This is a genomic window from Bacillus sp. FSL W8-0116 (genome assembly GCF_038003825.1).
GTDB classification, from domain to species: Bacteria; Bacillota; Bacilli; order Bacillales; family DSM-4216; genus Bacillus_O; species Bacillus_O smithii.
The window spans coordinates 2,254,356-2,270,084 of record NZ_JBBOPY010000001.1; the positions used below are offsets into that span (position 1 = coordinate 2,254,356).

Sequence of the window (15,729 nt, forward strand, 5' to 3'; positions counted from 1 at the left end):
GTGCTGTTTAAATGTGTAGACGCTCTATAGATGGTTTTAATTTTGCTTTATAAGTGATAGCTAGAAGAATGGAGGCAGGAGGAAGCTGTAGTTCGATTCCAAAAAGAAAAAGCCCCTTTCGAAGTTTAGGGGCTTTTGGCTATTTCTTGAAATGGTAAGGAACAGTGGAGACGACAACGTTTTTTGTACGAAGCAAATAGGCTCTAAGCAGCAAACTCGACTGGTTATGCAAAATATGGTGCCATCTTTTGCGCGGCAAAAACTGCGGTATCAAAACGGTTACTTGATAATTGTGATCTTCTGCTTTGTCTTCGATAAAATCAACGAGCCTTCCTATCGGATGAACCAAACTTCGATATTGAGACACAAAGGTTAAAAGCCGCACATCAGGCTGCCATTCTTTCCATTTTTCTTGCATGGCTTCTTCGCTTTCGCGGTCGAACGCCACATAGACAGCAATGACATAATCGCCGATCGATTGGGCATATTTTAATGAGTTTTCCACTACTTTCGTGATTCCGGCGACCGGAACGATGACGACATTGCCCGCAATAGGCGGAGTTTGTTCATCAGGGTTGATCCGCAATTGTTCTCCCACGTTGATATAATGATGCTTAATTTTATAAAACATGGTAATGATTACAGGCAAAAAGACGAAAACAGCCCAAACATGAGTAAATTTTGTAATGAACAACGTCAGAACGACCGTAAAGGTTATAAACGCTCCGACAAAGTTAGTCACAAGCTTCCATTGCCATCCTTTTGGTTTTTCCCGAATCCATTTCACAATCATCCCGGTTTGAGAGAGGGTGAAAGGAATGAAAACGCCAACCGCATATAAAGGAATTAAGTTTTCCGTTTTTCCTTTAAACGCGATAATCAGAATCATGGAAGCAATGCTTAAAAACAAAATGCCATTTGAATATCCAAGTCGGTCGCCACGAATGGTAAACATACGCGGCAAATATTTATCTGTCGCCAAGTTGACCGCGAGAAGAGGAAAAGCAGAAAAACCGGTATTCGCTGCCAACACGAGAATTAAGGCGGTCGTTCCTTGTACAAAGTAATACAACGGCGTTCGGCCGAATGTTTCATCCGCAATTTGAGAAACGACGGTTTCGTCCGCTTTCGGACTGATACCGTACCAATAAGCTAAAAAGGTAATGCCGGAAAACAAAATTCCGAGCAAAACGCCCATCATCATAAGCGTGCGGGCCGCATTTTTTTCTGCGGGATCTTTAAAATTCGGAATCGCGTTCGAAACGGCTTCGACGCCTGTCAACGCAGAGCATCCGGATGTAAAAGCTTTTAACAATAAAAACATGCTGACGCCATCCACCCAATGTCCCATCGGTTCATGGGCAGTAGCTGGGATTTGGCCGGTGGCGACTTTCTGAATTCCGACCGCAATTAAAATGAATAATGCCAATACGAACAAATAGACCGGATAAGATAACACGGTTGCTGACTCTGACAGCCCACGCAAATTTAAAATAGTAATAAAGAGCACAAGAAGAATAGAAATCAGAACGCTGTGGGCGTGCAGGGAAGGAAATGCCGAAGTGATGGCGTCCGTCCCTGCGGAAATGCTGACGGCAACGGTTAAAATATAGTCGACCAAGAGCGATCCGCCGGCGACGAGACCGGTTGTTTCGCCCAAGTTATTTCGAGATACGATATACGCTCCACCACCGTGGGGGTAGGCGTAAATAATTTGCCGATAGGAGAGGATGAGCGCTATGAGCAGTATCAAAATCCCCACTGCGATTGGAATGGAGTACCAGTAAGCCGCGGCTCCGACAGTAGCTAAGACGATCAGCACCTGTTCAGGTCCGTATGCAACGGAAGATAAAGCATCGGATGACAAAATAGCCAGCGCTTTCCTTTTGCTTAATTTATGCTCGCTTAGAGCATTGGTTTTCAGCGGCTTTCCTATCAGCAATCGTTTTAATGTCGTATACATAATGGTTCTGCACCTCTTGCTTCAAAATATTGGTGAAAGTGGAGATTTCATTTTGCGCAAACAAAAACCGCAGAGGGGAAAATGACTCTGCGGCACTAAAGAGCATAGGCAAAGAGACATCTCCTCTTTTCAAACGCCTACGAGGTTAGCTGTCGGATTAGGGTGGAAAGAGTCACCCCTCCTAAATATTAGGATTCACCCCATGCAGCCTATAAGGCCGCGATTGGTTTCCCCCGCTTCATCATCATGAATTAAGCGATAAAAGATGCTTGGATTAACTTTATTATTTTTAGAATGTTCATATCTTAATCCTGGAAGAGTGAGAATGTAAAGGGAAAAAAATGAAGAAAAACAATCATTTATCATTATTAAAGCGCTTACAAAATGGATTATCTTTCGTATTCGCCTTTTCTTAAGTACTACCTGCCCTAATGTAAAAAATAGCCTCTCCAAACTTTACAGTATAGAAAAAACGGACCGTTTTTCCATACATTGCAAGAAAGTTTGAAGGGGCCATTCTTTTCCGGAAGCGAGTCTCAGCTGCTTTGATAAGGCGTCTTCTATTTGATTGAAAAAAGTTCCGTATTCCATTGAGAAAATTTGGCTCACCTTGAAGAAGGAATCAAAGAAAGAACCACACAATCTTCTTGATTGGAAGAATCTGTTGGACAAGGATAAGCATAAGCACTAGTGCAACAGAACACATACATCATTATTGTCGAGGGCTGGATAAATGGCTATGCTTTCTGGCGTAGATAAAGTAAACGAGCGTTCCGAACGCCAGCCAAATGAGAAAAGAAATCCAAGTGACTTTTGGCAAGCTAAGTGACAAGTAAATACAGATCAGAGCACTGATAGCCGGAAGCACAGGAACAAATGGAACGCTGAATGAAGGTTTTAAGTCAGGATATTTTTTCCGTAATACGATAATCGAAATGGAAATGAGCGAAAAGGCTGCGAGCGTTCCCATATTGACAAGATGAGCAAGAGTAGTTAAATCCACGAATCCTGCAATAAAGGCAGCGATAATTCCTGTGATCCAAGTGTTGACAAACGGCGTTTTGTAAGTTGGGTGAACACGGCCAAGCACTTTTGGAAGCAGACCGTCACGGCTCATCGCATAAGAAAGCCGGACTTGTGCGTAAATCAAAGCGAGCAGAACAGTAGTGATTCCGGCAACGGCGCCTACAGATATAATCCCGGCCAACCGGTCTTGACCGACAAATTTAAGAGCAAAGGCGACCGGGTCGGCGACATTCAGTTTTGTGTAAGGGATCATTCCCGTTAGAACAAGAGAAACACCAATATATAAGATCGTACAAATGGCTAAGGAAGCGATAATTCCAATAGGCATATCCCGCTGCGGACGTTTCACTTCCTCGGAAGCAGTGGCAATCACATCAAAACCGATATAGGCAAAGAAAACCGTCGCTGCACTCGTAACGACTCCGCTAAAACCGAATGGCATAAACGGTGTCCAATTATCCGGCTTCACATAGCCAGCGCCCGCAACGATAAAAGCGAGGATCACGGCAAGCTTCACAAGCACCATAATATTGTTGAAACGAGTGCTTTCTTTTACTCCTTTACTGACTAAAGCAGTAATTAACAAAATAATCAGAATTGCCGGTAAATTTACTACTCCGCCATGCCCTGATCCGGGAGCTGAAGAAAGAATGGCGGGTATTTTTATACCAAATCCCTCAATAAGCGATTGAAAATAAGCCGACCAACCTGTTGCGACTGCTGAAATGGCCAGAACGTACTCCAACATTAAGTCCCAGCCGATCAAAAAGGCGAAAATTTCGCCAAGTGTCGCGTATGTGTACGTATAAACACTTCCGGAAATCGGCACAGCTGATGAAAATTCTGCATAGCAAAAGGCAGCCAACGCGCAGGCAATTCCGGCAAGGATAAAGGAAAGGATAATAGCGGGACCTGCACTTTGAGCTGCTACAACTCCCGTTACTACAAAAATGCCTGTCCCAATTACACAACCGACGCCAAGAAAGATCAAGTCCAGCAATCCAAGCGATCGCTTCAACTCTTTCTTCCGGCTCTGCATAAGCATCTCATCGATCGATTTTTTTCGAAATAGTGTACTCATGATGTCCTCCTATAAAAATAGTTGAATTTTCAGAAATCTCAATATTACTACTTTTTGAGTATAATGTCGTACGATGTCGAAGTCAAGATGGAAGCATTAGTGAAAGCGTTTGAAAAATAAAAAAAGAAAAATTTAATAAAAAATTATTTTATTTAAAAAAGGATGCCGCGTGGATCGACATCCGAAAAGCAGAGAGATTATCAATTGTATAAGATGAATTTGGTCAGCTTAATTCTTTTTTCTTTGAGTGTAGAGAGCGCTAAAGAATTCTTTCACCATTTCCGGTGTTTGCTTCGCCGCTGTTGCAGCAGTTTCCAATGAATTCCTGGTGTCTTCGATCTTTTCCAGCATTTGACGCTGATATTCAGAAAGTTTGATGGCTTCCGTTTTGATAAGATCGGTTTGCTCTTGCATACGTTTGATCGTCCCTTGAATATGTTCGACTTTCGGCCGGGCGGAGCGGTATGTTTTAACGGCAACACGGTCCAAAAAGATCAGAACTCCGATAAAAAGAATAAGGCTTGCATATAAAATGAAAATCATGAATTTGTTTCCTCCTTCTTTCTCTGCGTCCACTGCATTTATAAAAAGTGTATCGGATTTTGGCGAATGAGGAAAGATCCACATGAAATTCTGTTACGCTTAGGCTAATGGGATTCGTTATATTCTTATGGAAAGAATGGATTTTCAACCATTACAGCCGCCATTGATTTTTTCCGGAAACCGTCCTAAATAAACGAACGGAAAAAAAAAAGGGATAAGTACGGACAATCCATCATAAGAATAGTAAAAAACGTAAGGCCGGATTCTTTTTCAAGCGGAAAGGGAATTCGGCTTTTTCGCTTTAGTGGATGCCATATGTTGGAGGTGCGGCGCGATCGGAACGCAGGTTTGTTTTTCAGAATTTTGGGAAAAAGAAGAGAAGAAGTGGTTGAAATAAATGAAACATGGACATCGTGAATATGATCGGGGAGTGATGGGATGGCAGAACAAGACTCATTCATGCAGCAGCTGCAATCGCTGTTTTGGAAGTACGGGGAAGTGCCATAGGGCAAACGGAACGTCCCCATGATATTCTCTACCACTACACCAATTTGGACAGTTTCATGGGAATGATCGACAACAGAAGCATCTGGATGTCCAAAGGAAATTTCTTAAACGATTCGGGCGAGTTGGTCTACATTCATCATATTGCCCGCCATGTGCTTGAATTATTTGAACAACACATCAACCAAAAGTACGGAAATGACGTGGAACTTTTGAAATGCCGGAATCGATTTGTGGGAAAAATGAGATGGGCTCTTTCTAAATTTTTGCATGAGATTCATTTGGATCATTTGGAAGTGTACGTTTTGTCTTTGACTCCCAATCAAGATTCGTTAACCCTCTGGTACAACTACTCGGGGGGTGACGGCTACAATATCGGCTTTTCTTACGATAAATTGTTGGCGGAAATCAACCGCCTTTCGGAAAACATGGGACAAGAATTCAGCGTTGTTTATGGAAATGTTCTGTACGAAAAAGAAAAGTAGGAACAGACTCTCCTTCATTCTTTGATCCGATCGTTTGAATTCCTCCTGCAGCACCGCAGGCAGTTCAACGATGATGAAATGGTTGCCAAACTGCCGACATATTTTACGGAAATCATTACATCCTGTTCGATTTTTTTCAAACATGAAGCTTTCAAAAACGAAGAAGAATACCGCATTGCCTTTACACGCAGAAGAAAAGCAAATACCGGCGACGGCAAAGTCTTGTTTCGTTCGGCTAACGGCATCATTATTCCTTATATTTCGATTGAATTGAAAGAAAAGCTGCCGGTGAGGCATGTCACCATCGGTCCTAAAAATAATATCGATATTGCCAAAAACGGCGTGGAATATTATTTGCGGAGCAGAGGGTATCCGTTGGAGCATATCACCGTCAGCAAATCAGTCGTCTCGCTCCGGTATTAGAACGGGAATGAGAATGTACCGGTCGGCCATTTTTCCATTTTAGACGTTGCCCCTATCTTTCTTTATTCACATTCGACGGCAATAATCCAGCCAATTAAAAGCCTCTCCGACAAACGTGTGTGAATGTCGGAGAAGGACGGTTTTAATCAGAAGACTGGGGTTGTTTTTTCAGGCGCAAAGAGGAAAGCATAACGCCAACTAAGCAAATCGCAAACGCCGTCCAGAAAACGGTATGAAGTGCTTGCATCATCAAAGCAGCGTCGCTTTCGTGAGCGGAAACTTGCCCTGAATGGCCGCTCAGCTGATTCATGCGGAACGTCAGCAAAGTGACGGAGAACGAAACGCCTAAAACCATTCCGACATTGCGGACAAGCGCATTCAGCCCTCCAGCCGTTCCCAGCTGCGGACGCGGAACGGCACCCATCACGCTGGAATTGTTCGGCGACTGGAAGAAACCGTGGCCAAGCCCGAAAATCGCTAAGTGCAGAGCCACGACCCACATGCTTTCTTTCATCGACAACGTATTTAAAAGTGCGAATCCAATCGCATTCAGAAGCAATCCCCCGGTCGTTAAATACGACGACCCGATTTTATCGGAAAGCCAGCCCGCAAACGGAGCGACAACCGCCATCACCATCGGGTACACCATCATCGCATAACCGGTTTTTTCCGGAGAGAATCCGAGTATGTTTTGCAAGTAAAACGGCATCATCACGTTCGAGCAGAAAAGAGCAACAAACGACAATAACGCCGTGATATTGCCGATACGGAACGCGCGAATCCGGTACAGAGAAAAGTCAATCATCGGAAAGCGCGTTTTTCGTTCCCAAATGAAAAACGCAAATAAGAAAATGATTGCCAGAAGACCGAGCGAAAGCGTTCTGTTGGACCCCCAGCCCCATTCTTCGCCTTTAGAGGCCGTGTACAAGAAGGCGACCATTCCGATCATAAACAAAACCGAGCCCGTATAATCGAAAGGTTCTTGATGGCTGTTTCTTTTTGAGCGGGGCAAAATAAACCAGCCGGCAATAAAGCCGATGATCCCAATGGGAATGTTCACGAAAAAGATCGCCGGCCAGCCAAAATGGCCGATTAAAATCCCGCCGATCCCCGGACCCGTCAGCGATCCGATCGACACCATCGCTCCTGTAATCCCCATTGCCCGGCCGCGGTCGCCGCTTGCGAATGTCACCGATACAATCGCTTGGTTGTTCGCCATCATACAGGCCGCACCGATCGCTTGAACGATTCGGGCCAGTATCAATCCTGTAAGCGAATGAGAAAGTCCGCACCATAACGACCCCAGCGTAAAGATCAAAAACCCGTCATTATAAATCCGCGTACGTCCCACCATGTCGGAAATTTTCCCCACAACGGGCAAAAGGGCGCAAATCGTCAGCAGATACGCGTTTAACACCCACTGCACATCTCCCATGGACGTATGAGTGTCGCGGGCAATCGACGGCAGCGCCACATTGGCGATGCTGCCATCCAGCGTGGCCATAAACGTCCCGATCGACACCGTCGCCAAAATCCACCAGCGTCTTTTCGACGAAGCCGCTTGCCCTGCTGCCGGACTGCCGTGTCTGTTTTCTTCCATATAAAAACCCTCTCCACCTGAGAATGAAAAACGGAATCAAGCATTTTTATGAAAAAATCGTCCTTAATTTTATGTAAAAATATCACAAATGGAAAGGAAATATCAACTGATGGGCATAGAAGATACAGAAAAGATGATATTAAAAAATCCGGCAGCTCGGCTGTCGGATTTTTTAAGTTAAATCCTTACATCAATCTTTTGACCGGATGTCGGATGGGGAGCGGGAACGGCTGATTGCTGAATCATGTTGATCATTTCTTGGCTTTGAATTTGCGCCGTATCCATCGCTTTTTTCGTTAGCGCAATTCCGATGTTTTGCTGCAGCTGGATTTGATGCAATCCAACCGATAACGCGGCAATATCCATAAAGCTCCTTTTAACCAATTTAGCTCATTTTAGCATAAAGACGAAAAAATTTTTTTAAAACTATTAAACAATCTTTCCCGGCGCCGATATTAAACACGAGCGAGGAAATAGGGCGGCCGACCTATTATCCTCACATTCACACGGATGTGAAGCAAAACCCATTCAAGGAGGAAAAGAACATGATTATCAACCACAATATCGCAGCGTTAAATACGTTAAACCGATTAAATGCTGCCTCTAATGCCCAATCAAAATCGATGGAAAAACTATCTTCCGGTCTTCGCATTAACCGTGCCGGAGACGACGCAGCAGGGCTTGCAATCTCCGAAAAAATGCGCGCTCAAATTCGCGGCTTAGACCAAGCATCTCGCAACTCGCAAGACGCAATTTCACTAATTCAAACAGCTGAAGGTGCTTTAAATGAAACACATGATATCCTTCAACGTATGCGCGAATTGGCGGTTCAAGCGGCTAACGATACGAACACTGCATCAGACCGTGCAGAACTTCAAAAAGAAGTTGATCAGTTGTCACAAGAACTAAGTCGGATAGGAAATACAACCGAATTTAATACACAAAAGCTTTTAAATGGATCTTTTAAAGGTACTTTCCAAATTGGTGCTAATGAAAGTCAAAATTTAAGCTTACAAATTTCTGATATGAGAGGTTTCACACTTGGAGTAGCAGGCGATGTTACTTATACTGCTACTGCTACACTAAGTGGTAACGCAAATAAAACACAAAATGATAACGATGGAACACAAAATAGTAACGCAAATAAAACACAAAAAATAGCTAATGGAACATATACAGTTAAGAAAAACGACACTACAGGTAAATATGAATTGATCGATAGTAATGGTCTAGCAGTAGCATCTAGCACAGATGGAAAAACTTTTACTGCTGCTGGTTCTAAGGATGATGTATGTACTTTTGCTGATGCAGTTACAAGTGGTACCGTAAAAATAGATAACTCCAAGGCCACTGGTACTGCTGCCGCTACTAACAATGGTCTCGAAGCTGGAACATATTCTTACAATTCAACAACAAAAGAACTCAAAAATTCTAGTGGACAAGTAGTAGCAACTTCTACTGATGGTAAAACATTTAAAGATGCGGCGGGTAATATTTTATTTACTTTGGGAACTGCTGTTAATTCTGATACTACTTTCGAAGTAAAAGGTGTTGACATTTCAAGTCAAGAAGCAGCCAATGCAGCTATTACTACTATTAATAATGCCATTGAAAAAGTGTCGGCTGAACGCTCTAAACTTGGTGCTTACCAAAACCGCTTAGAACATACAATTAACAACCTAAGCACATCTTCCGAAAATTTAACAGCTGCTGAATCGCGTATCCGTGACGTAAATATGGCAAAAGAAATGATGGAACAAACAAAAGCTTCTATTCTTGCTCAAGCTGCTCAAGCTATGTTGGCTCAAGCGAATCAACAACCGCAAGGAGTATTGCAACTTCTTCGTTAATTTTAGATTACATGAAAGGGACTCTAGTTTCGCTAGAGTCTCTTTTTATCCTTGATAAGGGGATGGAATAATGATCCTTGTCATTTTTTCTGTAGTAAACGTGGCAGTAGTTTAGTCGATAGTGGTTTTGATACTGAAACTACACTTAAGAGTGCTGAATGTATCAACAGAGGGAAATACAAAGTAAGTCAAGTAATTCTGAGTTCTGAAGAAGTGGAAAGAATATGAACTCAAGCAAAAGGTAATACAAATATGAAAGGGATGAATATATTGAAAAATTATAATATTATAAATATAGAATACCGAAATAGTTACGGTAAATATATAAAATTAAGTTGTTCAGGTATGAAGCTATTGGATAATACTGAGGAATATGAAGGTTATTGGGAAGTTAACTTAGGAAAGATTAAAGATTTTGCATTGAATGAAGGTGATAGAACCACTTTTATTTTTGAAACAGATAAATGTATTTGGTTGATAGGTGAGGGTAAATTACAATGTAACCGTAATGGTGATTATATTTTGATTATATTTTGATTGGCGAAAAAATAAGATTAGGATGAAGTCAAGTACTTAAACCTCGAAAGATGAGAGCTTAGTTAATACTTTGGATGACTATTAAGCCCAAAATTTTGTAAGAAAATTAATATCTTGAGGTTTAAGAAACTAAGATTAAAAACGCTAAGACAAATCATCTTAGAGTTCAACTTATGTACTTTCTTCTAAATTTTTAATTCTGATTGTACTAAGTCATCACGATTTATTAGATAGGTCGTAAGGTGGATAAAGAGATACTAGATGCAGTCCAGCTTTATCTCTTTTTCATCATGTGCTTTCTAGTTCAGCTATTTGGCTACGCATAAGGTCTTTACTCCTTCATAATTCGATACACAATATTTACCAGTCTCTGTTTGGCATAGACTACTCCTTGTTTCTTCTTTTGTCCTTCCTTGCAATTGTAGTTTCGTTCTCTGTGTGAATAATAGAATTGCTATATGATTCACTAGGATATTACGTTCATACTGAGACCGATGTCCCACAGCCTCTTTTCTTAACCGATTTTTTTGTCATTTATTCCACTTTCTTTTCTTCCGTTTTTAGGAAAATGAATAAATCCCTGCTGTCTAAATCGTTAATCAGGGCTTTGTAATGCACAATGCTGAACCAAGATTTATAATCACAGCTACCTGTATGTCATCATTTCTATTACTAAGTTCCTCCCCGGCCACCTACTAAATCTCCCGTAGATTGGCAAATAGCGGATTATCTTATTTAATAGCACATTCATCGAGTTCATCTGGTTTGTTTCGATAGAGTTCCATTTGCCATTTTAGTGGCTTTAGCATCACTTTTTTTATTATTGAATGAATGTAATCATTAGCAGAGGATGGAAGAGGAGTTTGAAGAATCCATTCTTTTAGGTCGAAAGTATTTGAGAAGGGAAAAGAGAATTGTCATGTTGATTATAAATAATTTCTAACTTTGGTCCGTTTTAGAAATGGATCGAAGTGTTATATGATGTACCATGCAAATGAATGGAACAAAAAAGGAGAAAAGTGAAGCTGGAAGCGATCCCCTTTTCATATATTTTATGTTGGTACCAAGACCAAATAAAGGAGTATTTTCCCAAAAATGAAACAAGAGAAATCCACACCTAGATTTATTTTTTATGATGCAAAAGGGAGAAGAAAAGTAATTTTTAATTGGTTTCTATGTGTCACAATAATCATTATGATTATTGTTTTTTATGTGCGCCCGGCATGGGTGTAATCTATAGGGTGAAAGTCCCGAGCTAAGAAGGCAGAAGTAGCAGTTAGCTTAACGCAAGGGTGTCCGTGGTGACGCGGAATCTGAAGGAAGCTGGAGGCAAAACACCGGACCGAGGAACACGAACCTCATATAAGGCTAGGTATGATGGAGTGAGTTTGCATAACAAAACAAAGCTCTTTCTGTCGAAGGTCATATCGAGTAAATGAGGCGGATAGATGGTGTGAAAGTGCATGTACTTACCCGGGGAGGTCTGGCGGATAGGTGAAGTACTCTTCATAACCTACTTAGTGATAAGTAGCTGAACCGTCAGAAGTCAGCAGAGGTCATAGTATTAGTTGGTCTAGAACAACTAAGAAGGACCGAACAATGAAGAGAGAATAGCCCTTGGTATTCAGTGAGTCATGATGAACACAGAAAACGTAGTACCTCACTTGAGGGAGGAAGCGGTGAATCCCGTGGGAGACCTCTTGGAGGGTGGAGTGACCACTGGCATAAAGAGAACAGCTATTCACGGAAGTTATAAAGACTTGCGTCAATTATCTTAATTGAACCGCCGTATACGGAACCGTACGTACGGTGGTGTGAGAGGACGGGAGTTAATCGCTCCCTCCTACTCGATTAGTTGTGGTACTGTTCCATAAAGTTGGTAATAACGAATATTGTTTCATTTTAGAGTAAATCGTTTCTAGGAACGTATCACATCGTCATGACTCATAAAGTTTCTTGAATATAAATTTTTAAGGAAATACAATAAATTTAACGAATCTAAATTTTGCACATGGGGGCGGGGAAAGTGAAATGGCAAGAAGTACGTGAAATTTATCCTGATCAATACGTTTTATTGTCAGTTTTAGATGCCCATGTAGTCGGAAATAAAAAGATTGTCGATGATGTCGCGTTGATTCGTCCAATCAAGGATTTACAAGAAGCAACGAAGGAATTATTAAAATCAAATAAAAATACCATTGTTTATCACACAAAGAATGATGAGCTTTTTATTGAACTAAGACAACCATCTGTATTTAGAGGATTCAACAGATGAAGTTGCGGTATGAACGTTTTGACGACATGAATCAATATGAGGACTTCATTCAAAAGAAGCCCTCAACAATTGGCACGTTCATTTATGTTTTATTCCTCTTATTATGAAAGCTTTCAGAAATGATTATCCCTTCGGTTTGTAAATTCGGCTTCATTTACGAGCTCCTCTTCTAACACGTTTTTCATATAAACTACTTCATTTCTGGAATTAGCTGCAATTTTAAAAATTGATATCATACGATCTACTTTTAATTGATTTTGCCATCCTCTAACGCTACTAAGACACCCTCTTTTCCGAAGCTTTAGCTTGTTTTCGATAATAGTGGTCCACGATGTGTCCGTATGTGGAGGCGAGGATTTGCTGGAAGAGCATGCCGATCACAACGGGAACGGCGGCTTTGGCCGGGAAGTAATAAACTGCGACGACCGCACCTGCGCTGATGTTGCGCATGCCTCCAAGGAATGTGATCGCGACCACTGTGTCTTTTTTCTGTTTGAATATCCGGCCGATAATAAAGGACAGGTAATAGCCGCTAAAAGCGATCAAAAATACAGCCGCCGCAATTTCGACCAGTTTCCAATCGATATGGCGCAAATACGGAGCAATCACTGAGCTGTTGATTAAGACGACGATTCCTAAAAAGATTCTCGAAAACGGGGCCAAGCGAGGGGCAAGCACTTCCTTGGCTTTTCCTTTTGAAATTTGGTTAACCAGCATGCCGATCAGCGACGGAATGACGATCATTCCGATCAGCCCGCTCATTATATCCATCGTGTTTATTTCCACTTTGGCTCCGATGAAGAAGGAAACCGTATAAGGAACGATAAACGGCGAGAGGAACGTGTCGATCAAAATCACCGAAAGAGTAAGAGGAATATTTCCTTTATAAATGGAAACTCATATAAAGCTTGTGATGCCGGTCGGAATGGCCATAGCCAAAGTGAGCCCCGTGATCGTGTAAAGATCGCCGTGAAAAGCAAGATGGCCAAAAGCCCACGCTCCAAGCGGCATTAGAATATGGAGGATGGCCATCGTCAGAAAAATGGGCAGCGGGTGCAAAACGGCCTCTTTAAACGATCGAAAATTCGAACTTAAGCTGCCGGCAAAGGTCATAAACGCAAAAAGCCACGGAACTAAAAAAGCAAAGGAATGCAAAGAATGGGCGAATAATACGCCAAGGATCACGCTGACCGGCGTGATAATCGGCATTCTTTTTTCCAGTTGTGCATTGAACTGTTGTAACATGATTTTCGCCTCTGTCATCCAAAATATCTGTTTCTTTATGAAAACGGATATTTCCATTTTATCGAAAAGACCGAAAAGAAAAAAGTTTAGATACTTCCTGTTCTTCTTTTTGGCCATGACGATAACGGTTCAACGACTATATCCTTATTGTATCCTTGTGGGGAAAAAAGAGTGCTTTTGAAGCTTAAGAAGTTCAGAGATAATGGAAGAGATAGGTACGAAATGAAGATGAGATTGGTTGGAAGAAGCAATAAACAAAAAAGGCCGGCTTGTTAAGCCGACCTGTGAGGTGGTTATAGTCTTATGAAAAGCCAATCAAGATTATCCGGAGATTTTTTTGCTTTCCACGGGGGCGATGGTGATGCCGGATGCTTCAATTAGTTTAAATACTTCATCCGAAGTGGCTCGGCTGGCATCGGTTGTCTTAAGCAATCCGCCGCTCACCATATTGATGGTGATGTTATATGGGCCTAATTCCTGTGCCATGTTTCTTGTCAAAGCAAGCAATGCCGCCTTGGCTGTTGTATAGTCATGATAGGAAACGACGGGATTTTGAAAAAGATTGGTTCCGATGGTGATGATTCGGCCGAATTTGGAGGCTTTCATTTTTTCTAAACCGGCTTGAATGATGTTCAGCGCTCCACGTACGCTGCCTTCCAGCTGCTTTTGAACATCTTCCCATTCAATCGTAAAGGCGTCTTTTTTGTTATCGGAATCAAATTGAAAATCAATTAGGGCATTATGAATAATGGTCGTGACCGATTTTCCGAAATGCTCTTCTGCTTTTCGAAACAGGTTTTCCATATCTTCTTTGCTGCGGACGTCTCCTTGCAGCGCCAATGTACGAGGTCCGAGTTCTTCCGCCAATTTTTCAGCTTTTTCTTTGCTTTGGTAATAATTGATGATGACTTGTGCTCCTTCTCGGACAAAAGAACGGACTATTGCCGCTCCAAGACCTCTGCTTCCGCCGGTTACTAATACGAGCTGCTCTTTGATCTTCATTTGTTCTTCTTCCTCTTGGCAAAAAATTTTTGAAGGGGTTCCTTCATTCATCATTATGGATCTTTTCAATTTGTATGGCAGGATTGCCGTTCAAGCAAAATAAAAACTGCTTTCCCGAAAAAGGAAAGCAGTGCATGAACGAAGATTTGCTTCCCTCTGCGGTGCAAACTGGATCCGTTTCAATATTTGAAGTCTTCTTCATACGACCATTTCAGTACTTCCGTTGAAAGTGGCAAATAACACTTTGGCTGAATCAGCTAATAAATGAGGAATCTGACAACTGTGAAAACAAGGACGGTCTCGTTATGCTCCTTTTAGATGGGAAGCTCCTTCAAAAAAAGTTTGCAAAATTTTGATATTAGCGGATTCGTTTTTGCGAAGGGCGTCTTGAAAGTTTGGATCGAAATACTGATCGGGCGAGAATTTCGCTTCTCCGCAAATGTCCATTCCGTATACGTTTTTATATTGCAGCAGTTCCTCTATATAATGGAGCAATGAAGCGAGAGACATTTGTCCTTGATCCCAGTTGGTGATGGCGTCTGTTTTCTTGAGCACATCTTTATCGATGCTGATATAAACGGTGTTTGTTGGTATGTTGGAAAGAATCATCTTGGAAGAAACTCTGTGGCTGTTGTATGGAAAAATGGTCACGTTAGGCAAAGAAGAATCCTGATTCTTAAGAGAGGTTGGTCCAATGATCACGGCTTTTTTCAGCATGGGAATGTTCTTTAGGGCATAGGATACCCATGATCCGCAAGAAAGCAATGTGTCTGATTCGTCGGAACGGCCGATGTCAGGATGGTGATCGAATAAGACAAGCGTAAAGGGCTCTTTGATTTCTTTTAACAAAGAGGATGTGACATAATGGTAGTTTCCGCTTCCGATCAGCGTCATCCCTTTTTTCCGTCTTTCGGCAAGACGTTGTTCAATTTTGGTTAAAGAATCTTGTTCGCAGTATAAGTTCACGTGTTGGAGATCGTAGAAGTCAATGTTTTCGTGAGGAAAAAGCTGAAGTTTTGACTGCAGTTTGTATGTTTCATCAAAATGTAAAACCGTCATACCCTTATTCACTAAACCCATTGTTTTCATCTCCCTTTGGTTGAATCATAGGTTTTGAGAATGAAGCGACATTCGGTTTTCTATTCTATTACTATAGCACAAAACACACAGCGAATGAAAAAAGGACTCCTCCTTT

Annotated in this window: 11 protein-coding genes, 3 pseudogenes and 1 riboswitch; of the genes and pseudogenes, 6 read left to right on the forward strand and 8 right to left on the reverse strand. The window is 41.7% G+C overall.

What is annotated here, in order from left to right; genetic code table 11:
• Window positions 1-139: 139 nt before the first annotated feature.
• From N1I86_RS10765 to N1I86_RS10775, 3 genes are all read right to left on the reverse strand, one after another.
• Window positions 140-1,963 carry an APC family permease gene (locus N1I86_RS10765; protein WP_003352659.1) on the reverse strand — a complete coding sequence of 608 codons (1,824 nt, stop codon included), beginning with the start codon at window positions 1,961-1,963 and terminating at the stop codon, window positions 140-142.
• Window positions 1,964-2,081: 118 nt separating this feature from the next.
• Window positions 2,082-2,231, reverse strand: a riboswitch (cyclic di-AMP (ydaO/yuaA leader).
• Window positions 2,232-2,675: 444 nt separating this feature from the next.
• On the reverse strand, window positions 2,676-4,070 hold the full coding sequence (locus tag N1I86_RS10770; RefSeq protein WP_341096259.1) for an amino acid permease: 1,395 nt from the start codon (window positions 4,068-4,070) through the stop codon (window positions 2,676-2,678).
• 228 nt (window positions 4,071-4,298) lie between these two features.
• A complete protein-coding gene (locus N1I86_RS10775) occupies window positions 4,299-4,613 on the reverse strand; it encodes a DUF948 domain-containing protein (protein ID WP_341096260.1) in 315 nt (104 codons plus the stop codon).
• 593 nt (window positions 4,614-5,206) lie between these two features.
• Here N1I86_RS10775 and N1I86_RS10780 point away from each other — a divergent pair.
• Both N1I86_RS10780 and N1I86_RS10785 read left to right on the forward strand, forming a co-directional pair.
• Window positions 5,207-5,602 (forward strand): hypothetical protein, encoded by a 396-nt coding sequence (locus N1I86_RS10780; RefSeq protein WP_341096262.1) that lies wholly within the window; start codon window positions 5,207-5,209, stop codon window positions 5,600-5,602.
• Between the two features lie 78 nt (window positions 5,603-5,680).
• Complete coding sequence (locus tag N1I86_RS10785; protein WP_341096264.1) at window positions 5,681-6,025, forward strand: hypothetical protein; 345 nt, start codon at window positions 5,681-5,683, stop codon at window positions 6,023-6,025.
• A 142-nt stretch (window positions 6,026-6,167) separates the two neighbouring features.
• Here the strand turns inward: N1I86_RS10785 and N1I86_RS10790 are convergent, their stop codons facing one another.
• Together N1I86_RS10790 and N1I86_RS10795 are read right to left on the reverse strand one after the other, a co-directional pair.
• Window positions 6,168-7,625 (reverse strand): MFS transporter, encoded by a 1,458-nt coding sequence (locus N1I86_RS10790; protein ID WP_341096266.1) that lies wholly within the window; start codon window positions 7,623-7,625, stop codon window positions 6,168-6,170.
• A 177-nt stretch (window positions 7,626-7,802) separates the two neighbouring features.
• A complete protein-coding gene (locus N1I86_RS10795; RefSeq protein ID WP_341096267.1) occupies window positions 7,803-7,991 on the reverse strand; it encodes a YjfB family protein in 189 nt (62 codons plus the stop codon).
• Window positions 7,992-8,170: 179 nt separating this feature from the next.
• Here N1I86_RS10795 and N1I86_RS16780 point away from each other — a divergent pair.
• From N1I86_RS16780 to N1I86_RS10810, 4 genes and pseudogenes are all read left to right on the forward strand, one after another.
• Window positions 8,171-8,530: pseudogene (locus N1I86_RS16780) on the forward strand (flagellin N-terminal helical domain-containing protein); the annotation flags it as partial.
• Window positions 8,531-9,172: 642 nt separating this feature from the next.
• Window positions 9,173-9,475, forward strand: a pseudogene (locus N1I86_RS16785) (flagellin); the annotation flags it as partial.
• A 252-nt stretch (window positions 9,476-9,727) separates the two neighbouring features.
• The gene (locus N1I86_RS10805; RefSeq protein ID WP_341096272.1) at window positions 9,728-10,012 is read left to right on the forward strand and encodes a hypothetical protein; all 285 of its coding nucleotides are present in this window, start codon (window positions 9,728-9,730) and stop codon (window positions 10,010-10,012) included.
• A gap of 2,026 nt (window positions 10,013-12,038) precedes the next feature.
• On the forward strand, window positions 12,039-12,287 hold the full coding sequence (locus N1I86_RS10810) for a hypothetical protein (RefSeq protein WP_328202833.1): 249 nt from the start codon (window positions 12,039-12,041) through the stop codon (window positions 12,285-12,287).
• A gap of 276 nt (window positions 12,288-12,563) precedes the next feature.
• Here the strand turns inward: N1I86_RS10810 and N1I86_RS10815 are convergent.
• The 3 genes and pseudogenes from N1I86_RS10815 to N1I86_RS10825 all read right to left on the reverse strand — a co-directional run bounded on the left by N1I86_RS10815 (window position 12,564) and on the right by N1I86_RS10825 (window position 15,614).
• Window positions 12,564-13,532 (reverse strand): annotated as a pseudogene (locus N1I86_RS10815) (bile acid:sodium symporter family protein).
• Between the two features lie 321 nt (window positions 13,533-13,853).
• Window positions 13,854-14,534 (reverse strand): 3-oxoacyl-ACP reductase, encoded by a 681-nt coding sequence (locus N1I86_RS10820; RefSeq protein WP_341096275.1) that lies wholly within the window; start codon window positions 14,532-14,534, stop codon window positions 13,854-13,856.
• A 303-nt stretch (window positions 14,535-14,837) separates the two neighbouring features.
• The gene (locus tag N1I86_RS10825; RefSeq protein ID WP_341096277.1) at window positions 14,838-15,614 is read right to left on the reverse strand and encodes an arginase family protein; all 777 of its coding nucleotides are present in this window, start codon (window positions 15,612-15,614) and stop codon (window positions 14,838-14,840) included.
• Window positions 15,615-15,729: the final 115 nt, after the last annotated feature.